Genomic DNA, 21,457 nt, shown 5'->3' with positions numbered 1-21,457 from the left:
CGCGCCCTACTCCTTAAGGTAAACCTGATTTCCGTCCCTGCGGGGCCGGAGCGACGAGGCGACGAGACGGCCGCTTGGCCGAAGAGGACGGTTCAGTTCATGTCAGCACCAGAGTCATCCGGCGGCAAGCAACCCGGCAAGACGGCAATCGTGGCGATCGCCGGGATCGTGATCGGCGCGGCCGCTACCACCCTCTATTACGAAGGCGGTGCGGGAATGACCGGCCGGATCGAGCGTGCCGCCGATGCGGCCAAGGCCGGCCTTGTCGATGCGGCGAAACTGGACGAGGCCGAATCGGCGCTGGCGAGCGAACAGGAGCGCAGTGCCGGCCTGTCGGAAAAGGCCGACGCTCTCGAAGCCGAGAACAGGAAGCTGTCCGACGCGCTGGCCGCGGCACAACAGCCGACGGAGCAGCCGGCCGCCGAGGGCGAAGAGTGGCATTCCACCGCTTCGCTCATGAGCGACAGCAAGTATGGCGACGATTTCCAACACTATGACTATGTGAACCCGGACGCGCCTAAGGGCGGCACGCTCAACCGGATCGCCAATGGGAGCTTCGATTCCTTCAATCCCTACATCACACGCGGCACGCCGGCGGCGGGGTTCCTGAACTTCGGCGGCGGGCTGCTCTACGACACGCTGATGGAACAGGCGACCGACGAGCCGTCCACGAGCCACGCGCTGCTGGCCGAGGCGTTCTCGTTTCCGGACGACTACTCATCCGCGATCTATCGTCTCAATCCGGAGGCGCGGTGGCATGACGGCGTGGCGGTGTCTGTCGACGATGTCATATGGTCGTTCAACGTGCTGAAGGAAAACAGCCAGCTCTACAATCGCTACTACGAGAACGTGACCGAGGCGGTCGCGCTGAACGACCGCGAGGTGGAGTTCCGCTTCAGCGAGACCGGCAACCGGGAGCTGCCGCATATCCTCGGCGACCTGGCCGTTCTGCCGAAGCACTGGTGGGAAGGCACGGACGCCGACGGCAATCCGCGTGACGTGACCCAGCCGATGATGGAACCGCCGCTCGGCTCGGGCCCTTATCGCATCAAATCCTTCGTGCCGGGCTCGGAAATCGTCTGGGAGCGGGTCCCCGACTATTGGGGCAAAGACCTGCCGGTCAAGAAAGGCCGGGAGAATTTCGACATCCGCAAATACGTCTATTTCCGCGACAGCGCGGCGGCGTGGGAAGCCTTCAAGAAGGGCGGGATCGAGGATGTCCGGCCGGAATACCGCTCGCAATACTGGGCCGAGGGCTACACCTTCCCCGCCGTCGTCGAGGGCAAGGTCGTCAAGAAGGTGTTCCCGACCAAATCGCCCGAACCCATGCAGGGTTTCGCGCTCAACATGCGCCGCGACAAGTTCAAGGACCGGCGCGTCCGCATGGCGCTGAGCTATTTGTTCGACTTCGCCACCGTCAACCGAACCCGCCTCTTCGACCTCCGCACGCGAACGGACAGTTATTTTGTCGGTGGCGAACTGGCCTCAAGCGGCGTGCCCGAGGGCCGGGAACTGGAGGTGCTGGAGGAATTCCGCGACCGGCTGCCGCCGGAATTGTTCACCGAAGCCTTCAGCCTGCCCGACTACAGCGTCCGCGGCGCGCAGCGCGAGAACCGGCGCAAGGCGTTCGAGTTGTTCAGCTCCGCCGGGTGGGAGAGCCGCGACGGCAAGCTCGTCAACGCGCAGACCGGCGAGCAGTTCACGATAGAGTATCTCGGATCCAGCCCGACCGACGAGATCATCGCCGGCCAGTTCATCGAGGACCTGCGCCAGATCGGCATCGACGCGTCGATCCGGATCGTCGATCAGGCGCAGGAGATCAACCGGCTGCGCGACTTCGATTTCGACATGACGACGGTGGTGCTTTCGCAATCGCTCTCGCCCGGCAACGAGCAGCGCGATTTCTGGAGTTCGACGGCGGCCAGCCAGCCCGATTCGCGCAACTATTCCGGCATACAGGATCCGGTGGTCGACGCGCTGGTGGACAAGGTGATTTTCGCCACCGACCGCGAGGAACTCGTCGCCACGACCCATGCGCTCGATCGCGTGCTTCTGTGGAATTACTACTACATTCCGCAATGGTACACGCCCGAGGTTTGGCTGGCGTGGTGGGACAAGTTCGGCATGCCCGACACGCAGCCGAGCTATATCGGCGTCGATCTCGATTCCTGGTGGGTCGTTCCCGAGAAGGAAGCCGCAGTCGCCACGGACGGAGATGGCCGTTGACGGGTTGCCCGCCGATCGACCGCCGACATTTTCTCGCCCTTGCCGGCGGTGTCACCGCCAGCGCCGCCTTCCCTGCACTGGCGCGCGCCGAAAACCCGAGCGGTGAGCCACTGCACGGCCTGTCGGCCTTCGGCGACCTGAAATATCCGCGCGGTTTCACGCATTTCGGCTACGCCTCGCCGGACGCGCCGGCGGGTGGCACGTTCCGGTTCCAGCCATCCACCTGGATATCGAACCAGAATCCGAACACCTTCAACACGCTCAACAGCTTCGTGCTCGCAGGCGACGCGCCACCGCGCATGGAACTGTGCTTCGACAGCCTTATGGTCGACGGCCTCGACGAGCCGGACGCCGCCTATTGCCATCTCGCCGAGAGCGTCGTCGTCTCGGAGGATCGCAACCGCTTCACCTTCGCCCTGCGACCGACGGCGCGCTGGCATGACGGAACGCCGTTAACCGCCGCCGACGTCGCCTTTTCGATGCTGACGCTGAAGGAAAAGGGCAATCCCAAGCTCGCGGTGAACCTGACCGTGCTGGCAGACGCGATCGTCGAGGACGAGTTGACCGTGACGCTGGTCTTCGACGGGACACAGTCCGCGCAGGCGATCCTGGCGGCCGCGACGTTGCCGGTCCTGTCCAAGGCCTGGCACGAGGTCCACGACTTCGAAGAGACGACAATGGAACCGCCGCTCGGTTCGGGCCCCTACAGGCTCGGCGCGTTCGACCCCGGCCTCTATGTCGAATATGAACGCGTCGACGACTATTGGGGGAAGGATCTCGCCACCGCGCGCGGGCTCGACCATTTCCGGACGATCCGCATCGACTTCTTCGCCGAACGGCAGGCGGCATTCGAGGCCCTCAAAAAAGGGCTGATCGACTGGCGGGAGGAATCGGTCTCGCTGTTCTGGGCGACGCAGTATGATTTCCCGGCGATCACGGAAGGCAAGGTCGCCAAGGCGCTCTTCGACAACGAGTTGCGGCCGCGCATGCAGGCGATGGCGCTGAACCAGCGGCGCGAACGGTTTCGCGACCGGCGGGTCCGTGACGCGATCGCGCTGTGTTTCGATTTCGAATGGACCAATGAACGCTTGTTCCACGGGCTCTACGACAAGAGCCACTCGACGTTTTCGGGTTCGCCTTTCGAAGCGACCGGCCTGCCGGGCGAGGACGAACTGGCGCTGATGGACCACCTGTCTGCGCAATTCGACCTGCCGGAAGGCGTGGAGGGCGAGGCCTGGCGGGAAACGCCGAGCAACGGCTCGGGCCGAGATTCGCAAAGGCGTCGCAGCGCGATCAGGCTTCTGGCGGAGGCCGGATGGCGTGGCGATGACAAGAGCGGGCGGATGGTCAATGCGGCAGGCGAGCAGCTCGCGCTCGAGTTCCTGTTCGACTCCAAGGCCTTCGAACGGATCTTCGGCCCCTGGGTGGAGACCCTCAACGGCATCGGCATCGACGCCACCATGCGCTTCGTGGATTCCAGCCAGTACGAATTGCGCGTGAAGACCTTCGACTTCGACGCCACCATGGCCGGCATCCTTTGGAGCCCGACCCCACAGGCCTCCGGTCTGCGCGACGTGTTTGGCTCGCAGGCGGCCGTGACGGACGGATCGACGAACCTGCCCGGCGTCGCCGATCCCCTCGTCGACGCGATCATCGCACGGATCAGCGCCGCCACCACCCGCCAGGAACATAAAACCGCCATGCGCGTGCTGGACCGGGTCTTGCGTCTCAGGCGCGACTGGATTCCAAATTGGACATCGGCGAATCACCGTGTCGCCTATTGGGAGAAGTTCGGCTTCAAGGAGCCAAAGCCCGACTACGACTGGCCGGTGGAGCGGCTGTGGTGGTTCGACCGGGCGAAAGCAGAGGCGCTTGGAAAGGCTTGACGTGAGATATCAACACCGCGGGGAGGCCGCCTAGATGGGCGCCTATATTCTGCGGCGACTGCTCCTGATGATCCCGACGATCCTCGGGATCATGGCCATTTCGTTCGCCGTCATCCAGTTCGCCCCGGGCGGCCCCGTTGAGCAGGTGATCGCGCAATTGTCCGGCCAGGGCGGGGACGCGACCGACCGGTTCTCCGGCGGCGGCAGCGATTTCGGCAATGCCGACGACATGGGCAGCAGCATCGAGAGCGGTGCCGGCACCAATTCCAGGTACCGCGGCGCACAGGGGCTCGATCCGGAATTCATCGCCAAACTGGAAAAGCAGTTCGGCTTCGACAAGCCGCCGCTCGAACGCTTCGGCCTGATGCTGTGGAACTATCTGCGCTTCGATTTCGGCGAGAGCTATTTCCGCCACATCACCGTGATCGACCTGATCATCGAGAAGATGCCCGTCTCGATCTCTCTGGGGCTATGGATCACGCTGTTGTCCTACGGGATCTCGATTCCGCTCGGCATTCGAAAGGCGGTGCATGACGGGACGCCGTTCGACATCTGGACAAGTGGCATCGTCATCGTCGCCTATGCGATCCCGGGCTTCCTTTTTGCGGTCCTCCTGATGGTGCTGTTTGCCGGCGGCTCCTTCTTCGACTGGTTTCCGCTGCGCGGCCTGACATCCGAGAATTGGTCGGACATGTCCTGGCCGATGCGAATCATCGACTATTTCTGGCACCTCGCACTGCCGCTGACCGCCATGGTGCTGTCAGCTTTCGCCGTCTCCACGCTCCTGACCAAGAACTCCTTCCTCGACGAAATCCGCAAGCAATATGTGGTGACCGCGCGGGCGAAGGGCGTGAATGAACGCCAGGTGCTCTACGGGCACGTGTTCCGCAACGCGATGCTGATCATCATCGCCGGCTTTCCGGGCGCCTTCATCTCGGCGTTCTTCACCGGCTCGCTGCTGATCGAGCAGATCTTCTCGCTCGACGGGCTCGGGCTGCTGGGCTTCAAGTCGGTGGTCGAGCGCGACTATCCGGTGGTTTTCGCCACGCTCTACATCTTCTCGCTGATGGGGCTCCTGATCAGCCTTCTGTCGGACCTGATCTACACATGGATCGATCCGCGCATCGATTTCGAACGCAGGGACGTGTGACGATGGAACAGTCGACACATCGTTCGGACGCTTCGCCCCCCTCCGCCCGGCGTCCGTTCCTGTCGCCGCTCAACCGGCGGCGCTGGCAGAATTTCAAGGCGAACCGGCGCGGCTACTGGTCCATGTGGATGTTCCTCATCCTGTTCGTGGCCTCGCTGTTCGCCGAAGTCATCGCCAACGACAAGCCGATACTGATCTCCTACAAGGGTCAGTATCTGACGCCGATCGTCAAAACCTATTCGGAAAAGATCCTGTTTCCCGACGATCCTCTGGCCCTGCCGCGCATCGACTATACCGACCCCTATATCCAGGACGAGATCAAGGCGCATGGCTGGATGATCTGGCCGCCGATCCGCTTCTCCTATCGCACGGTCAACAAGGAGGTGCCGACGGCCGCGCCCTCGAAGCCGGCCTTCCTGTTCGATAGCCGCGAGGAGTTGTGCGTGCGTTACGCGGAGGGCGCAAACGACCCGAACTGCACCTTCGGCAATTTCAACTGGCTTGGAACCGACAACCAGGCGCGCGACGTGCTCGCCCGACTCATCTACGGTTTCCGCATCTCGGTGCTGTTCGGCCTGATCCTCACCGCCCTCTCGGCGGTGGTCGGTGTCACCTTCGGCGCGGTGCAGGGCTATTTCGGCGGTTGGACGGACCTGATCGGCCAGCGGATGGTGGAGATCTGGTCTTCCCTGCCGCAGCTCTACATTCTGCTGATCATGGCCGCGATACTCCCGCCGGGCTTCTGGGTGCTGCTCACCATCATGCTGCTCTTCTCTTGGGTGAGTTTCGTCGGCATCGTGCGGGCGGAGTTCCTGCGCGCGCGCAATTTCGAATATGTGAACGCGGCCCGGGCACTCGGCGTCCCGAACCGCACGATCATGTTCCGACATCTGCTGCCCAACGCGATGGTGGCGACACTGACCTTCCTGCCCTTCATCCTGAACAGTTCCATCACGACGCTGACGTCGCTCGACTTCCTGGGCTTCGGCCTGCCGCCCGGCTCCGCCTCGCTCGGTGAACTGATCCTGCAGGGCAAATCCAACCTGCAGGCGCCCTGGCTCGGCTTCGCCGGCTTCTTCTCCATCGCGATCATGCTGTCGCTCCTCATCTTCATCGGCGAAGCGACACGCGACGCCTTCGACCCGCGCAAGACATTCGCATGACCGGGACGCCTCTCCTCTGCGTTCGCGACCTCTCCGTGGCCTTCACCCAGGGCGGCGAACGGACGCTCGCCGTCGATCGGATTTCCTTCGACATCGGCGACGGGGAAACGGTCGCGCTCGTCGGGGAGTCGGGGTCCGGCAAATCGGTCTCTGCGCTTTCGGTCCTCAGGCTCCTGCAATATCCGGCGGCGAGCCATCCCTCGGGCGAGATCCGCTTCCAGGATCGCGACCTGTTGTCCGCACGCGAGGACGAGTTGCGCAAGGTGCGCGGCAACGCGATCTCGATGATCTTCCAGGAGCCGATGACCTCGCTCAATCCGCTGCATACGGTGGAAAAGCAGATCGGCGAGACGCTACGGCTGCACAGCGCGCCGGACGCCGACATTGCCGGACGCACGCTCGACCTTCTCGAACAGGTCGGCATTCGCGATGCGGCGAAGCGGCTGAAAGCCTATCCGCATGAATTGTCCGGCGGCCAGCGCCAGCGCGTCATGATCGCCATGGCGCTCGCCAACCGGCCGAAGCTGCTGATCGCCGACGAGCCGACAACGGCGCTCGACGTGACCGTGCAAGCGCAGATCCTGAAGTTGCTCGACGATCTGAAGCGCGAGGAAGGCATGTCGATGCTCTTCATCACGCATGACCTCGGCATCGTTCGACGCATCGCCGACCGCGTGTGCGTGATGACCAAGGGCAAGATCGTGGAGGCCGGGCCGACCGAGAAGATCTTCGCCGATCCGCAGCACGACTACACCAAGCACCTGCTCGCCGCCGAACCCAAGGGCCAGCCCATCCCGCTCGACGAAACCGCTAGGGAGGTTCTGAAGGGCGATGAAGTGAAGGTCTGGTTTCCGATCAGGAAGGGGCTGCTGCGCAAGACCGTCGACAACGTGAAGGCCGTCGACGGGATCGACGTCACAGTGCGGGCGGGACAGACGCTCGGTGTCGTCGGCGAATCCGGTTCGGGCAAGACGACGCTCGGTCTCGCGCTGACGCGGATGATCTCGTCCGAAGGCCGGATCAAGTTCGGCGACGTTGCGATCGACACGCTGTCGTTCAACGCGATGCGGCCGCTGCGCAAGGAGATCCAGATCGTCTTCCAGGACCCGTTCGGCAGCCTCAGCCCGCGCATGTCGATCGCCGAGATCGTCGGAGAAGGACTGACCATCCACGAGAAAGGCCTTTCGCGCGACGAACGCGACGCCCGCGTCGTGGCGGCGCTGGAAGAGGTCGGTCTCGATCCGGCGACGCGGTTTCGCTATCCGCATGAATTCTCCGGTGGCCAGCGCCAACGCGTCGCGATCGCCCGCGCCATGGTGCTGAAACCGAGATTCGTGATGCTCGACGAACCGACATCGGCGCTCGACATGAGTGTGCAGGCGCAGGTGGTCGACCTGCTGCGCGACCTGCAGCGCAGGCACAATCTGGCCTATCTGTTCATCAGCCACGACCTGAAGGTGGTGCGCGCACTGGCCAATGAGGTCATGGTGATGCGCAACGGCAAGGTCGTCGAGGCCGGCCGGTCGGAAGATGTTTTCGACGCGCCGAAAACCGACTACACCAAGGCCCTGATGGCCGCCGCCTTCGACATCGAAGTGGCGCCGGCCGGCGTGGTCAGCGAGTAGGAACATGGCGTCAAAGGGCAACATCCTCCTGTCGGTGAGCGGGTTCGATCCCGGAATCTGGCGCTCGGAACTGGAAAAGATGGCTCCCGACCGCGCGGTCGTGGAAGAGCCGTCCGGCCCCGGCGATCCGGCGATCACCTACGCCGTCGTCTGGAAGCAGCGGCCCGGTGTGCTGAACGGCTTGCCAAACCTGAAGGCGGTGTTCTCGATCGGCGCGGGCGTCGATCACATCTTCGCGGAAGGCGACGTGCCCAATGTGCCGATCGTGCGGGTGGTCGCCGACGACCTGACGGAGCGGATGAGCGAGTTCGTCGTCTGGCAGGTGCTCGACCATCACCGCAAGGGTCCGCTCTACCGCCGCCAGCAGGCGCAGCGCATCTGGCACGAAGACCTGATGCAGCCATCGGCACGCGAGGTGACCGTCGGCATTCTCGGCTACGGGACGCTCGGCCGCGACGCGGCGTCGAAATTGCGGATGCTCGGCTTCCGGGTTGTCGGTTGGAGCCGGACGCAGAAGCAGGACCAAGGGGTCGAAACCTTTGCGGGCGAGGACGGGCTCCCGCGGTTTCTCGGCCAGTCGGACATCGTCGTCTGCCTGCTGCCGCTGACGCCGGCGACACGCGGCATCCTCGCCGCTCCCATGTTCGACCGGATGAAGAAACGCGGGCCGCTCGGCGCGCCGATCCTGATCAATGCCGGGCGTGGCGCGTTGCAGAACGAGGCCGACATTCTCGCGGCGCTGGAGGACCGGCGGTTGGGAGCGGCCTCGCTCGACGTGTTCGAGACCGAGCCCCTGCCCATCGACAGCCCGCTCTGGACGCATCCAGGCGTCACAATCACCCCGCATGCGGCCGCGACCTCGGTTCCGGCAGCGCTGATACCGCCGATGATCGCGCAGATGGACGCGCATGACGCAGGCGCGCCGCTGACCAATCTGGTCGATCGCGAAGCCGGCTACTGACCTGTCCCGCCGGGGATGATCAGGCGAGATCGAGCCGGAACTTGAGGAACGCCTCGCCCGCATGCTCCACCTCGCCGACGAAACGGGCGCCGAGCCTTTCAAGGGCGCCGAGGTTCTTTCGCGACGGCGGCAGGAGGAAGGTCGTGGACGCGATGCGATCGTCGGAGCGGGCGAACGCGATCGCCTTGCGGGTGATCAACCCGCCGAGCCCGAAGCAATCCCGCTTCAGGACGAGGCCGTAATCCCACTCGTCGCCTTCCTTCTGGAAACCACCCCAACCGACATAGGCACCGTCGCAAAGAATGGCCCAGTGGCCGAGGCCGTCGCGACGCCAACATGCCTCCTTGGCCTCGATGAAGGCGTCGCAGGCAGCCCGGTCCCAGGCGCCGGTCAGAAGCGGCATGTGTTCGGCGACGCGCGGATCCGACATGTGCGCGATGATCTCCTCGCGATCGATCCCGGTCAGCCGCACGAAGGCGATTTCGGATGTGATGCTCTTTGACAAGGTCGTGCCTTCCGCCGCGAATTGTCGGCGTGGGCTATCACCGAGACCGGCGCGCGGAAAGGCCGAAGACCTGGTCCTGACGGCAACGTGAATGTGCGTGACCGCCTATTGCCTCCTGACCGAGGTCGGCAGGCCGTAATGCGGCTGGATTCGGGCGATGGCAAGATCAAGCGGTTCGAGCGCCACGGACATTGTCGAGCCGTTGGCGTGGAGCAGGCGGGCACTGTCGACCATGATCCCGACATGGCCTTTCCAGAACACGAGATCGCCGCGCTGCAGGCTTGAATAGTCGGTGTCGGTCCGCAGAGCTTCTCCGATGCTCGCTTCCTGCATGTCGGTGTCGCGCAGGACATCCGTTCCGGTCATGCGGATGGACAACTGGACCAGGCCGGAACAGTCGATGCCGAAGCCCGAGGTCCCGCCCCAGAGATAGGGCGTTTCGAGGAAGCGTTCGGCAACGCTTACGAAGTCATAGTCAGCCGCACTGACCGGCGCCACATGCGCGGCCGCCAACGCGGTGCCGTCACCCAGAACGGCATAAGGCGTGCCGCGGTGCTCCTCCACGCTGCCAACGGTGACCAGCGATCCCATCGAGAGAGCGGCGACGGGCGGCGATTTCAGTTCGGGCCTCGGGAAAAGGAAACTGCGCGGCGCGGTGACCAGATGGGTGGGCTCGACGGCCACGTCGAACGACAGGGCGGCTTCGGCGGCGTAGCCGACATAGCCGTCACGCTCGCCTTGCAGCCAGGCCCAGCCCTCGGCCGTCTCGAAGACACGGACGCGATCACCCATCAGAAACTGCGTATCGAGGCCGGCATCCGGTGCAGGGCCGTGACGGAGATCGAGGACAGGCGCAGTCACGACAGCCGGCCTGCCCGCAACGAAACGCTCCGCCTCGACGCGACCTTGAAGCGCTTCGTCGGCGAGGTCCGGGCGAAAGGCGTTCAGGCGGCGGTCAAGGCTCACAACGGCAGTTCCCGCGCCTGAGCGATGATCACGTCGGCGAACCGTTCCAGATAGAGCGAGCCCTCGACCGTGCGTGAAATCACGACATTGCGTTTGTCGCGCGGATCGCGATGTCGGGTGACGAGTTTGCGCGCCCCCATGGAGTCGAGCGCGCGAGTGATAACGGGTTTGGTCACATTCAATTTCGCGGCCAGTCCGCGCACCGTATGCGGCGGCGGCTCCAGATAGATCGACAGCAATATCGCCATCTGGCGGAGCGTCAGGTCCGGCTGGTCGTCACGGATCTCCGACAACGCCACCTGATGCCACAATGTCAGCGCCTGGCTTGGACGCAAACGAACGGACATGTAAGCCTGCGCATTTCGTTTCGGGTCCGGCACAATATGCGCAAACCCCGGAATTGCGCAAGCTTTCCGATTACGGCGCCGTGCCGTAGCGTCGCTTCAGCGCGGTCAGCATGGCGCGAATGCCCTGCGCCTCGCCGCCGACCGGCGAATGCGGTTTGGCGGACGGGTTCCAGGCGAAGATGTCGAAATGCGCCCAGCTCTTCGCTTCGGTGACAAAACGCTGCAGAAACAATGCCGCCGTCACCGAACCGGCCATGCCGTCGGTGGTGACGTTGCACAGATCGGCCACCTGGGAGGACAGGCCCCGCGCATAGGGCGCCCAGAGCGGCATGCGCCAAAGCGGATCACTTTCCAGAAGCGAGGCGGAGGCCAGCGCGTCGGCGAAGGTCTCGTCCGTCGAATAGAAGGGCGGCACGTCCGGCCCGAGCGCAACGCGGGCGGCCCCGGTCAGTGTCGCCATGTCGATCAGGAGGTCAGGCTGCTCCTCGTCGGCAAGCGCCAGCGCATCCGCCAGGATCAGGCGTCCCTCCGCATCGGTGTTGCCGATCTCCACGGTCAGGCCCTTGCGGCTCGGATAGATGTCGCCCGGCCGGAACGCGTTGCCGGCAATGGCGTTTTCCACGGCCGGAATGAGCACCCGCAGCCGCACATTGAGCTTCATGTCGACGATCAGCCCGGCCAGCGCGAGCACGTTCGCCGCACCGCCCATGTCCTTCTTCATGTTCCGCATGCCTGAAGGCGGCTTGATGTCGAGGCCGCCGGTGTCGAAGGCGACGCCCTTGCCGACCAGCGTCAGACGCGGCGCACCGCGCTTGCCCCAGCGCATGTCGATCAGCCGCGGCGCGGATGCGGACGCCTGGCCGACCACATGGATCAACGGGAAGTTCTGAACCAGAAGATCCGCGCCCTTGATGACCTTAACCGTCATCTTGCGGCCGGCGGCGACCTCGCGCGCCGCAGCCTCGATCGCCTCGGGGCCGCAATCATTGGCCGGCGTGTTGACGAGATCGCGGGCCAGCCAGACCGCGCGCGCCAACGCCTCGACCTCGTGACGGTCCAGCGAGGCGTCGAGCACGAGGCGCGGCATGTCTTCGGGCGCCTTGCGATAACGGGAGAACCGATAGGCGCCGAACAGGAAGCCGAGGCTCATGAGGCGCAGATCCGCATCGCCGGGCGCGTCGAAATACCAGTCGCCGGCGGGCAGCTTGCGACCGAGCGCGCCCGCGACCAGCGGGTCGTCGCCATCGCCGACCCCGAGCACCGCGCCGACGACGCCGCCAGCCGCATCGGGGACCAGCAGCACCTCTCCGGCGCTGGCCTTGAACCCGGTCTGTGCGATCCACCGCGCGGCAACATCGCTGGCGGGCGCGGCTGCCTCGTCGCCATCTGCCGGTTGCAGCCAGATCGGCCGCGCGTCACCCGGGCGCTGGCCGGCCGGCGCGATTACGTCTTCAAGCATCGTCTTGTCCATGTCGTTTCCGTTCTTCCCGGATAGGGCGAACCCATTAACCAACCGTTAGGGTTAACAGAATATTTCTTGCGAGAAGAGAACCATCGTCATTCTTCGCGGCTGGATCCCCCACGCCGGATCGCCGCAACGGAGCGCGCCATCATGCCGATTGCCACGGGAAAGCCTGCGAGACTGTCGAGCGAGCGCCGCACCGGCCGCACCGCGATGCGCTTCGTCGCGGTCGTTCTGGCGGCCACCGCCCTCTCCTCCTGCGCCAAGGACCGCTCTCTCACCACGGGCTCCATCGGCGCACAGACGCAGAAGCCGGTCGAGCAGATGACCGCGGTCGAACTGGAACGGGCGCTTGCCTCCTATTCGAAGCTTTACGAGAAGAACCCGAAGGACAAGCGCGTCGCGATGGCCTTCGCCTCGATGCTGCGGATGAACGAGCGCAACGAACAGGCGCTTGCGGTGATGCGCAAGGCGGCCATCGACAATCCGAAAGACAGGGACGTGCTTGCCGCCTACGGCAAGGCGCTCGCCGGCGCCGGACAGTTCAGCGCTGCGCTGGACGCCCTGCAACGCGCGGAAGATCCGACCCAGCCCGACTGGCGGCTGCTGTCCGCCCAAGGTGCGATCTACGACCAGACGAACCGCTCCGACCAGGCTCGCCAGCTCTACAAGAAGGCGCTGCAGCTACGTCCGGACGAACCGACGATCCTGTCCAATCTCGGCATGAGCTATCTGCTGGAAGGCGATCTGAAGCAGGCCGAGACCTATCTGCGCCAGGCTTCGCAGCAGCCAGCCGCCGACAGCCGCGTGCGCCAGAACCTCGCCCTCGTGGTGGGCCTGCAGGGCCGCTTCGACGAGGCGGAGCAGATCGCCCGGCGTGAATTGTCGCCGCAGCAGGCCGAGGCCAATGTCGCCTATCTGCGCCGCATGCTGGCCCAGCAGAACGCCTGGAACCTGATCAAGCAGGAAGACAAATCCAAGGCGCAATGACGCGCCGCGGCTCGGCCGTCTCGACACGCTCCCCAAGTACGAACAATGCCGCGTTTCGGTGGAAATTCACCGGAACGACGTCTTGCGGCTGACATGAGTCACGCCCGAAGCGCAGGACACGTTGATCCGCGATCGGGTTCCTCCCATGCCCGGCAACTTGCAATGAAAAGAAGATGATCCTCGTGACCCAGAGGGCGGCGGGACCCTAGAAAATCCCGCCGCGCTGGGCGACCTGGATGCCGGCGGGTCCGAGGATGACGCCGAACAGGACCGGCAGGAAGAACAGGATCATCGGCACGGTCAGTTTCGGCGGCAGGGCGGCGGCCTTCTTCTCGGCCTCGTTCATGCGCTGGTCGCGGCTTTCGGCAGCGAGCACGCGCAGCGCCTGGCCGACGGGAGTGCCGTAACGCTCGGCCTGCACCAGCGCCTGGGCGACCGATTTCACGCTTTCCAGCTTGGTGCGGTTGGCGAGGTTCTCATAGGCCATGCGGCGTTCCTGCAGGAACGACAGTTCCGCGCCGACGAGCACCAGTTCCTCCGCCAGCGCGATGGACTGGGTGCCGATCTCCTCCGACACCTTGCGGAAGGCCGCCTCGATCGACATGCCGGATTCGACGCAGATCAGCATCAGGTCGAGCGCGTCCGGCCAGGCCTTCTTGATCGACGCCTTGCGCTTGTTGGCCTTGTTGGAGACGTAGATGTTGGGCGTGTAGAAGCCGAGATAGGCCGCGCCGATGCAGGTGACCAGCCGGATCATCGTCGGCTGCTCCTTCAGCGCGCCGAGCAGGAACACATAGGCGAGCGCCACGAGGAAGAAGACCAGCGGCAGGACGAGGCGCGCAAACAGAAAGATGTTGAGCGGCTGCTGGCCGCGATAACCGGCGAGGCGCAGCTTGTCGATCGTCGCCTGGTCGGCGAGCGCCGTCTTCAGATCGAGCTGCTCGACGATGCGCCGGACGCCGCCCTCCTTGGCTTCCATGCGCAACGAACCACGGTTCTGCTGCTTCTCGGCAGCCAGCCGAGCGCGCTCCCGAGCACGGATCTCCTCGCGCTCGGTCGCCACCGACTTCATCCGCGCCTTCAGCTCGTTGCCGCCGAAAAGCGGCGTCAGGATCGTGAACAGCGTCGCGAAGACGGTCACCGAAACGAGGATCGCAACGACGAATTGCGACGAGGTGAGCAGATCGACGAGCTCTTCCGACATCGCGTTCCTAGACCTCGAAATTGATCATCTGGCGCATCACGAACACGCCGATCGACATCCACACGCCCGAAGCGCCAAGGATGAGGTAGCCGGTGTTGGTCGTGAAAAGCAGCATGATGTATTCAGGGCTCGTCAGATAGACGAGGAAGGTGACGATGAAAGGCAGCGAGGCGATGATCGCAGCCGACGCCTTGGCTTCCATCGACATGGCGTTGACCTTCGCCTTCATCTTCTTGCGGTCGCGCAGCACGCGCGACAGATTGCCGAGCGCCTCGGCGAGGTTGCCGCCGGCCTTGGCCTGGATCTGAATGACGATGGCGAAGAAGTTCGCCTCGGGCAGCGGCATGGTGGCGTACATCCGGCCGCAGGCGTCAGGCGTCGACAGGCCCAACTGCTGCGCCTCGACGATGTGGCGAAACTCGCTCTTGACCGGCTCGCGTGCTTCCGAGGCGATCAGGCGAAGGCCGTCATTGAGCGGCAGGCCCGACTTGATGGCGCGCACGATGACGTCGATCGCATTCGGAAATTCCTCGAGGAAGGCTTTCATGCGGCGCTTGCGCAGGAACGACACCGCCCAGCGCGGCAGGCCGAACGCCCCAGCGAAGAACACGCCGATGAGAAACAGGGGTGACACGCCCATCACCAGCGCGAAGAGCGTCACGACCACGCCGCAGACGACCGAGTACATGTAGAAGGTCCGCAATTCGACCTTCAGGCCCGCCTGCTGCAGCATCCGTTTCAGGGACGGGTTCGTCGCGTCCTTGGTGCGGCCCTTGTTGCGCTCGTCGATCTCGCTGAGCGAATCCTGGATCTGCTTCTTGCGTTTGGCGCCTTCGGCGGCGCGGTCATGGACGGCGCGGCGGGTGGCGCTGTCGGTGGACTGCGACTTGATCGAGGACAACCGCTTGGCCGTCTTCTGCTCGTTCTCGATCGACGTGAAGAACAACGCGTAAAGCACGCCGCCGACCCCAAGGCCGGCGAGCGCGATGAAGGCGAGGACGCCGAGCGGCAGGCCGAGAACGGTCACGGTGCGGCGACCTCCATCGAATCCAGCGTTGTGGCAAGACGCTGATCCTCGTTGAAGTAGCGGGCGCGATCCCACATGGCGGGGCGACCGACGCCGGTGGAGCGGTGACGGCCGATGATCCGGCCGTTCGCGTCCTCACCCTCGATGTCATAGAGCATCAGGTCCTGGGTGATGATGACGTCGCCTTCCATGCCGATCACCTCGGTGACATGGGTAATGCGGCGCGAGCCGTCGCGCAGGCGCGCGGCCTGGATGATGACGTCAACCGATCCGACGATGATCTCGCGCACGGTCTTCTGCGGCAGCGAAAAGCCGCCCATGGCGATCATCGATTCGATACGGCTGAGGCATTCGCGCGGGCTGTTGGAGTGGATCGTGCCCATGGAGCCGTCGTGACCGGTGTTCATGGCCTGCAGAAGGTCGAAGACCTCCGGTCCGCGCACCTCGCCGACGATGATGCGTTCAGGACGCATGCGCAGGCAGTTCTTGACGAGGTCGCGCATGGTGATCTCGCCCTCGCCCTCGAGGTTGGGCGGGCGCGTCTCCAGGCGCACGACATGCGGCTGCTGGAGCTGCAGTTCGGCGGAGTCCTCGCAGGTGATGATGCGCTCGTCATGATCGATGTAGCGCGTCAGGCAGTTGAGCAGCGTCGTCTTGCCCGAGCCGGTACCGCCGGAGATCACGACATTGCAGCGCACGCGCCCGATGATCTGCAGGAGCGCCGAACCCTCGGCGGAGATCGAGCCGAACTGGACGAGCTGGTCGAGGGTCAGCTTGTCCTTCTTGAACTTACGAATGGTGAGTGCGGTGCCGTCGATGGCCAGCGGCGGCGCGATGACGTTGACACGTGACCCGTCGGGCAGGCGGGCGTCGCAGATCGGGCTCGATTCATCGACGCGCCGGCCGACTTGGCTGACGATGCGCTGGCAGATGTTGAGAAGCTGCTGGTTGTCGCGAAACCGGATGTCGGCCTCGCGCACCTTGCCGTCCACTTCGATATAGGCGTTCTCGGCGCCGTTGATCATGATGTCGGCGATGTCGTCGCGCGCCAGAAGCGGCTCCAGCGGGCCATAGCCGAGCACGTCGTTGCAGATATCCTCGAGCAGTTCCTCCTGCTCGGCGATCGACATGGCGAAGTTCTTGATCGCGATGATGTCGTTGACGATGTCGCGGATTTCCTCGCGCGCGCTGTCGGCGTCGAGCTTGGCGAGCTGCGACAGGTCGATCGTCTCGATCAGCGCCGAGAACACCTGCATCTTGGTGTCGTAATAGGCGTCGTTGCGCTGCATGCGGGCGCGCGGCTTCTCCGGCTCCCGTTCGACCATCGGCTCGGGCTTGGGCTTCGGCGCGGCGGGACGCGGCGCGGCCGCGGGCGGCCGTGCTTCGGCGCGCTTGATGTCAGGGCTCCTGGGCGCGGGCGCCGGCGCTGCAGGCGGCGTCGCCGGCGGGGTCGCACCGCCGTGCTTCGCGGGATGCGATCCACCACCCGAAGAGCTATCCGTTCCCTTTTTACCGAACATCGACTTGTCCCGTTACACCGCTCGCAAGCGTCACTTCTTCTTCAGTCTCGAAAGCATTCCCTTGAGGCCGCCCTTCGGCTTCTCCTTCACCACGCCACGTCCCGTCACCAGGTGGGCGATGTCCGACAGGCTCGCGACGATCGGACTGGCCGCGTCCGTCTCGGCGAGCATGCGGCCATTGTTGGACGCGGTGCCGAAGAGCTGTGCATCGAAGGGGATGACTGCGACCGGTTCGAGATCGAGCGGATCGGCGAAATCGGAGACCGCGATCTCGGGCCGCTTCGGCATGTTGACCTGGTTGAGCACGAGGCGCGGCGCGAAATCGTTGGGGCGCAGTTTGCGCAGCGTGTCGATCATGTTCTTGGCGTTGCGCAGATTGGCCAGTTCCGGCGAGGCGACGATGACGACCTCGTCGGCCTGTTCCAGCGTCTTGCGGGTCCAGCCGTTCCAGACGTGGGGAACGTCGAGCACCACATAGGGCGCGGTGCGCTGGGCGACGTCGACGAGCTGGCTGAACGCGTCGGAATCGAAATCATAGACCTTGTCGAGCATCGACGGCGCGGCGAGCAGCGACAGGTGCTCGGCGCAGCTGGCGAGCAGCCGGTCGAGATAGACTTCGTCGATGCGGTCGGAGGAAAACACGGCTTCGGCGATACCCTGCGCCGGATCCTGGTCGAAATTGATGTTGGCCGTACCGAAGGGCAGGTCCATGTCGGCGATGACCACTTCGGCCTGGAACAGGTTCGACATGGCCCACGAGACATTGTGGGCGATGGTCGACGCGCCGACGCCGCCCTTGGCGCCGACAAAGGCGATCGAGCGGCCGAGCGGCTCGGCGTCCGGATCGACGAAGAGCGACGAGACGACGCCCATCAGGTCGGCAATGGTGACCGGGGCGACGATGTATTCGGAAATCCCGTTGCGGATCAGTTCGCGGTAGAGCGTGACGTCGTTGTGGTGGCCGATGATCACGACCTTGGTGTTGGGGTCGCAAACCTCGGCGAGATCGTTGAGGTTGCGGAACAGCTCCTCGGGCGCGAAAGTCGTTTCCAGGACGATCAGGTTCGGCGTCGGCGCCGTCTGGTAGAACTCCACGGCCGCAGGAATGCCGCCCATGAAGACGCGGGTCTGGGCCTTGGCCATGCGCCGATCCTCGCCCATGCGGCTGATCGGCGCGGCAACGCCCTCGGTCTCGCAGAAGGCCTGGATGGAAATGCGCGGCACCGGCCGCACCTCGTTGAGCGCCGCGATGTCGCCGGCCGCGGCCGGACGCTCCATCAGGTCTTCCTTGTATGCTACGTCAGACATACCGGTCTTTCCCGCTTAATACCGGACTTCGGAGGCGGCTCCGTTCGTGCCGCTCTGATAATCCTCGATGACTGTGCCACGCTGTGTCGCGTCGATCGGGCTCGACTGCCGCGGTCCCAGCAGATCGCCCGGATTGGCGACGATCGCGGCCAGGTTCTGCTGGCTGGAGCAGCCGAAATCGGCGTAGTTGCGGTTCTCGACCGTCTCCGTGAGATCGTCCGGCCAGTTGCCGCAGGGCGTGGTCGATGCCGTGACGCCGGCATAGGACAGGCGTACGGCGGCGGCCGATCCGTGGGCGCTTGCGTCATAGTGCTGGACCGCGATCCGGCTGCGCGGTGCGCCGCCGTCGGCGAGCGCCTGCAGGATGTCGCCCTGCACCCGCTTCACGGCCTGCTCGTTGGCCGACCCGACCGGCTGCATGACGATCAGAGTGCCGGTTCCCGACGCCGCGAAGTTCGCGGCAAAGGCGCGGATGTTGCTCTTGACCGGGATGTTGAGTTCACGCGCACCCGACGCTATCGGCACATCCAGGGTGCGTTCCTGCTCCGACAGCACGATCGGGTGGCGCGTGCGGTAGTCCTCCGGCACGCTGCCGACCGTGATCGGGTCGCGCCCGATCGAACCGCATCCAGCGGCAGCGGTCGCCAGGATCAGCAATCCGGCGGAATTGACTAGGGCTTTCCTGTACATCGCAACCGCTCCTACTTGTAGATGAATCCGACTGCGCCGTAGTAGCGGCCGTCGGGAAGGTCTTTTTCGACCGTGCCGTAGATCCGGTTCACGCGGCCGAGAAGATTGCCCGTCCGGTCGCTCGGCGGCATCAGATTGTCGGTCGGCGCGGCCAGCTTGTTCGGCGCGACAGGGCGCACCAGATAGGGCGTCACGGTGATGACGAGTTCGGATTCGTTGCGGATGTAGTCGCGGCTGCGGAACAACGTTCCCAGAACCGGGACCTTGGACAGGCCGGGGAAACCGCTGACCACCTGGCGCACGTCGTCACGGATGAGGCCCGCGATCATCATGGCGCCGCCCGAAGGCAGTTCCACGGTCGTGTCGGCCAGGCGCTTGCGGATCGACAGCACGTTCGTGGCCGCCCCGTTCGACGCGCCGATCGACAACGGCACCGTGCCCTCGAAGGTCGGCTCGGACACCGCGGTGCGGATCTTCAGGCTGATGCGGCCCGGCGCCAGGACGACCGGCGTGAACTCCAGCCCGATGCCGTAATCGACCGTCTTGACGTCATAGGTCGAGCCCGAGCCGTCATCGCCGCCCGACGAGCCGTTGATGATGTTGTATTCGCCGCCGACCCGGAACACGGCCTTCTCGCCAGACACGGCCGTCAGCGTCGGCGTGGCGAGCGTCTTCATGACGCCGGCCTCTTCCATCGCGCGGAAATAGGCGTCGAGCTGCATGCCGGCGATCGATGCGCCGAGTTCCACGCCGGTCTGCGTCAGCGGCTTGCCGAGCGCGCCGGCCACCCCTTCGGAAATGCCCTCGAAGGTGATGCCGTGGTCGCCCGTGCGCGAGCCGACGAGATTGACGCCGAGCTGCTTCATGACCGAGCGCTGCACCTCGGCGACCGTGACTTTCAGCGTGACCTGGTCACCGCCGACGATGTCGAGCAGGTTGACGATCTGGCTCCTGCCCCGTCCGAAGAAGAAGAAGCTGAAGCTGTTTCCCGTGGCATCGCCGCCCTTGACGAAGAGTTCGGCGAGCTGGCCGGCCTTGGCGGCGTCCTGCGGGGTCTGCACCGTGCCGGTCAGGACGATGTTGTCGTTGATGATCTCGGACTTGATGTCGGAATCCGGGATGAAGCGGGCAAGGTAGCGGTCGAGGCCCGACACGTCGCGCTCGATGCGCAGATCGAGGCTGACGACCTGCTGCCCGGCCTTGTCGAAGATGAAGATGTTGGTCTCGCCCACCTTCTTGCCGAACAGGTAGATGCGCCGCGCCGTGCGGCTGACGGCGTCGGCCACCTCGGGATTGGCGACGAGGATGTCGTGGGCGTCGACCGGCAGGTCGAGCACGATCGACTTGTTGAGCCCGAGCGCCACGCGCTCGCTGCCCGATGTGCTGCGCCCGACTTTGATGATGTTGCCCGATTGCGCCGTTGCGGCGGCGGGCGCCACGCACAAGGCTGCGATCAGCGCGGTGGCGGAGATCATGGCGTGGAGAACGCGCTTCGGTGTCATGGCCGGAAAGCTCCGTTTGAAATCTGCGCCCCTGCGGTCGAAAAAGGCGTTCATCGCGTGTGGACCTCGCTCTGCCTTCCGGATTTGATGACGGTCACGGCTCCGCCGCTGGCGCCGCCGCTCAGAAGGTGTTCGGCACCCTTGGACCCCTGCTCGGGATCGACGTCGCGCACCGAACGCAAAGCGAGCGTCAGGCGATCGGCCATCTGCTGGGCGACCGTGATGATCTCGGCCTGGCGCGGCGTCAGTTCCAGCGTGGCTGTCTGGCCGACCTGCACGAGGCGGCCCTCCTCGTCCTCGCGGATCGTCTGGTCGATCGCCAGGACGCGAATGTTCTCAAGAATGGTTTCCGTGACGAAGCTGCCGTTCCGCTCCGGCGGACGGCTCGTCATGATCACATCGACATAGTCGTCGGGCAGGATGAAGCCGCCGGCGGAGGTGTCGGCCGCGATCTGGGTTGCGACGGCGCGCTTGCCGGAGGGCAGAATCGACGACATGAAGCTCTGGTCGGGGCCGAGCAGCTTGATCGGGCGGATCGGCTCGCCGGTGGCGATCGTCGACCGCACGACGGATCCGCGCAGTTCGTCGATCGCGTCCGGGCGGGTGGTGCGCGTGATGTAATCGGGGGACAGGGCGTTGACCGGCCAATCCTGCCAGCGCAACTGACCGTCGATCGCCATGCCGATATTCAGATCCTCGTTGGCGACGAGGACCTCATCGAGTTCAAGCTGGGGAGCGGTCTCGACGACCTGCGGCGCGGAGGGCGGCGCAACCATGTTCATGGCCAGAAATCCAGCCGCTCCGGCAGCAATCACTGCGACGGCGAGGATTATGATACGCTTCGACATATTGGCACCCACTTTCCGGACGGAATCCGAATTTCATGGCGCCATGTTTCCGCAGCAAAGGTGTAATTAGGGTTAAT

18 protein-coding genes are annotated in these 21,457 nt (G+C 64.7%); 7 read left to right on the top strand and 11 right to left on the bottom strand.

Going from position 1 to position 21,457, the window contains the following annotated elements:
- The first annotated feature begins 99 nt into the window (after nt 1-99).
- From MRY80_RS23725 to MRY80_RS23700, 6 genes are read left to right on the top strand one after another with little or no spacing between them, the layout of a single operon-like run.
- On the top strand, nt 100-2,226 hold the full coding sequence (locus MRY80_RS23725) for an extracellular solute-binding protein (RefSeq protein ID WP_293293787.1): 2,127 nt from the start codon (nt 100-102) through the stop codon (nt 2,224-2,226).
- A complete protein-coding gene (locus MRY80_RS23720; protein WP_293293785.1) occupies nt 2,223-4,112 on the top strand; it encodes an extracellular solute-binding protein in 1,890 nt (629 codons plus the stop codon). The genes MRY80_RS23725 and MRY80_RS23720 overlap by 4 nt, the downstream gene beginning before the upstream one ends.
- 34 nt (nt 4,113-4,146) lie before the next feature.
- Nucleotides 4,147-5,262 (top strand): microcin C ABC transporter permease YejB, encoded by a 1,116-nt coding sequence (locus MRY80_RS23715; RefSeq protein WP_293293783.1) that lies wholly within the window; start codon nt 4,147-4,149, stop codon nt 5,260-5,262.
- Nucleotides 5,263-5,264: 2 nt separating this feature from the next.
- Nucleotides 5,265-6,425 (top strand): ABC transporter permease, encoded by a 1,161-nt coding sequence (locus MRY80_RS23710; RefSeq protein WP_293293781.1) that lies wholly within the window; start codon nt 5,265-5,267, stop codon nt 6,423-6,425.
- Nucleotides 6,422-8,050, top strand: coding sequence for an ABC transporter ATP-binding protein (locus tag MRY80_RS23705; RefSeq protein WP_293293779.1), 1,629 nt, complete (start codon nt 6,422-6,424; stop codon nt 8,048-8,050). Before MRY80_RS23710 ends, MRY80_RS23705 begins: the two co-directional genes overlap by 4 nt.
- Nucleotides 8,051-8,054: 4 nt before the next feature.
- Nucleotides 8,055-9,011, top strand: a complete 957-nt coding sequence (locus MRY80_RS23700) for a glyoxylate/hydroxypyruvate reductase A (RefSeq protein ID WP_293293777.1) — start codon at nt 8,055-8,057, stop codon at nt 9,009-9,011.
- Nucleotides 9,012-9,030: 19 nt separating this feature from the next.
- Here the strand turns inward: MRY80_RS23700 and MRY80_RS23695 are convergent, their stop codons facing one another.
- From MRY80_RS23695 to MRY80_RS23680, 4 genes are all read right to left on the bottom strand, one after another.
- A complete protein-coding gene (locus MRY80_RS23695; RefSeq protein ID WP_293293775.1) occupies nt 9,031-9,516 on the bottom strand; it encodes a GNAT family N-acetyltransferase in 486 nt (161 codons plus the stop codon).
- A 105-nt stretch (nt 9,517-9,621) separates the two neighbouring features.
- Nucleotides 9,622-10,482 (bottom strand): NlpC/P60 family protein, encoded by an 861-nt coding sequence (locus MRY80_RS23690; RefSeq protein ID WP_293293773.1) that lies wholly within the window; start codon nt 10,480-10,482, stop codon nt 9,622-9,624.
- Nucleotides 10,479-10,829, bottom strand: coding sequence for a MarR family winged helix-turn-helix transcriptional regulator (locus tag MRY80_RS23685; protein WP_293293771.1), 351 nt, complete (start codon nt 10,827-10,829; stop codon nt 10,479-10,481). Before MRY80_RS23685 ends, MRY80_RS23690 begins: the two co-directional genes overlap by 4 nt.
- A 70-nt stretch (nt 10,830-10,899) precedes the next feature.
- A complete protein-coding gene (locus tag MRY80_RS23680; RefSeq protein WP_293293769.1) occupies nt 10,900-12,300 on the bottom strand; it encodes a leucyl aminopeptidase family protein in 1,401 nt (466 codons plus the stop codon).
- Between the two features lie 204 nt (nt 12,301-12,504).
- On the opposite strand from MRY80_RS23680, the gene MRY80_RS23675 reads away from it, so the two are divergent.
- A complete protein-coding gene (locus MRY80_RS23675) occupies nt 12,505-13,281 on the top strand; it encodes a tetratricopeptide repeat protein (RefSeq protein ID WP_293294221.1) in 777 nt (258 codons plus the stop codon).
- Nucleotides 13,282-13,486: 205 nt separating this feature from the next.
- Here the strand turns inward: MRY80_RS23675 and MRY80_RS23670 are convergent, their stop codons facing one another.
- From MRY80_RS23670 to cpaB, 7 genes are all read right to left on the bottom strand, one after another.
- Complete coding sequence (locus tag MRY80_RS23670; RefSeq protein ID WP_293293767.1) at nt 13,487-14,485, bottom strand: type II secretion system F family protein; 999 nt, start codon at nt 14,483-14,485, stop codon at nt 13,487-13,489.
- Nucleotides 14,486-14,492: 7 nt separating this feature from the next.
- A complete protein-coding gene (locus tag MRY80_RS23665; protein ID WP_293293765.1) occupies nt 14,493-15,512 on the bottom strand; it encodes a type II secretion system F family protein in 1,020 nt (339 codons plus the stop codon).
- Nucleotides 15,509-17,032, bottom strand: coding sequence for a CpaF family protein (locus MRY80_RS23660; protein WP_293293763.1), 1,524 nt, complete (start codon nt 17,030-17,032; stop codon nt 15,509-15,511). Before MRY80_RS23660 ends, MRY80_RS23665 begins: the two co-directional genes overlap by 4 nt.
- 30 nt (nt 17,033-17,062) lie before the next feature.
- Complete coding sequence (locus MRY80_RS23655) at nt 17,063-18,340, bottom strand: CpaE family protein (RefSeq protein ID WP_293293761.1); 1,278 nt, start codon at nt 18,338-18,340, stop codon at nt 17,063-17,065.
- Between the two features lie 15 nt (nt 18,341-18,355).
- Entirely contained in the window at nt 18,356-19,030 is a 675-nt protein-coding gene (locus MRY80_RS23650) for a CpaD family pilus assembly lipoprotein (protein ID WP_293293760.1), read from the bottom strand.
- 11 nt (nt 19,031-19,041) lie between these two features.
- Nucleotides 19,042-20,505, bottom strand: coding sequence for a type II and III secretion system protein family protein (locus MRY80_RS23645; RefSeq protein WP_293294219.1), 1,464 nt, complete (start codon nt 20,503-20,505; stop codon nt 19,042-19,044).
- A 77-nt stretch (nt 20,506-20,582) separates the two neighbouring features.
- Nucleotides 20,583-21,380, bottom strand: coding sequence for a Flp pilus assembly protein CpaB (gene cpaB / locus MRY80_RS23640; protein WP_293293758.1), 798 nt, complete (start codon nt 21,378-21,380; stop codon nt 20,583-20,585).
- Nucleotides 21,381-21,457 lie beyond the last annotated feature (77 nt).

Source organism: Oricola sp. (assembly GCF_022763245.1).
Lineage (GTDB): Bacteria > Pseudomonadota > Alphaproteobacteria > Rhizobiales > Rhizobiaceae > Oricola.
The sequence above is the reverse complement of the archived record's forward strand: the minus strand, read 5'-3'. Positions and strand labels throughout refer to the sequence as shown.

Bases quoted from the DNA above. Each gene is read 5' to 3' on its own strand.
- MRY80_RS23660 (WP_293293763.1), bottom strand. From the start codon at position 17,032: ATGTTCGGTAAAAAGGGAACGGATAGCTCTTCGGGTGGTGGATCGCAT.
- MRY80_RS23710 (WP_293293781.1), top strand. From the start codon at position 5,265: ATGGAACAGTCGACACATCGTTCGGACGCTTCGCCCCCCTCCGCCCGG.
- cpaB (WP_293293758.1), bottom strand. From the start codon at position 21,380: ATGTCGAAGCGTATCATAATCCTCGCCGTCGCAGTGATTGCTGCCGGA.
- MRY80_RS23685 (WP_293293771.1), bottom strand. From the start codon at position 10,829: ATGTCCGTTCGTTTGCGTCCAAGCCAGGCGCTGACATTGTGGCATCAG.
- MRY80_RS23645 (WP_293294219.1), bottom strand. From the start codon at position 20,505: ATGATCTCCGCCACCGCGCTGATCGCAGCCTTGTGCGTGGCGCCCGCC.
- MRY80_RS23725 (WP_293293787.1), top strand. From the start codon at position 100: ATGTCAGCACCAGAGTCATCCGGCGGCAAGCAACCCGGCAAGACGGCA.
- MRY80_RS23670 (WP_293293767.1), bottom strand. From the start codon at position 14,485: ATGTCGGAAGAGCTCGTCGATCTGCTCACCTCGTCGCAATTCGTCGTT.
- MRY80_RS23705 (WP_293293779.1), top strand. From the start codon at position 6,422: ATGACCGGGACGCCTCTCCTCTGCGTTCGCGACCTCTCCGTGGCCTTC.
- MRY80_RS23675 (WP_293294221.1), top strand. From the start codon at position 12,505: ATGCGCTTCGTCGCGGTCGTTCTGGCGGCCACCGCCCTCTCCTCCTGC.
- MRY80_RS23715 (WP_293293783.1), top strand. From the start codon at position 4,147: ATGGGCGCCTATATTCTGCGGCGACTGCTCCTGATGATCCCGACGATC.
- MRY80_RS23655 (WP_293293761.1), bottom strand. From the start codon at position 18,340: ATGTCTGACGTAGCATACAAGGAAGACCTGATGGAGCGTCCGGCCGCG.
- MRY80_RS23680 (WP_293293769.1), bottom strand. From the start codon at position 12,300: ATGGACAAGACGATGCTTGAAGACGTAATCGCGCCGGCCGGCCAGCGC.
- MRY80_RS23650 (WP_293293760.1), bottom strand. From the start codon at position 19,030: ATGTACAGGAAAGCCCTAGTCAATTCCGCCGGATTGCTGATCCTGGCG.
- MRY80_RS23700 (WP_293293777.1), top strand. From the start codon at position 8,055: ATGGCGTCAAAGGGCAACATCCTCCTGTCGGTGAGCGGGTTCGATCCC.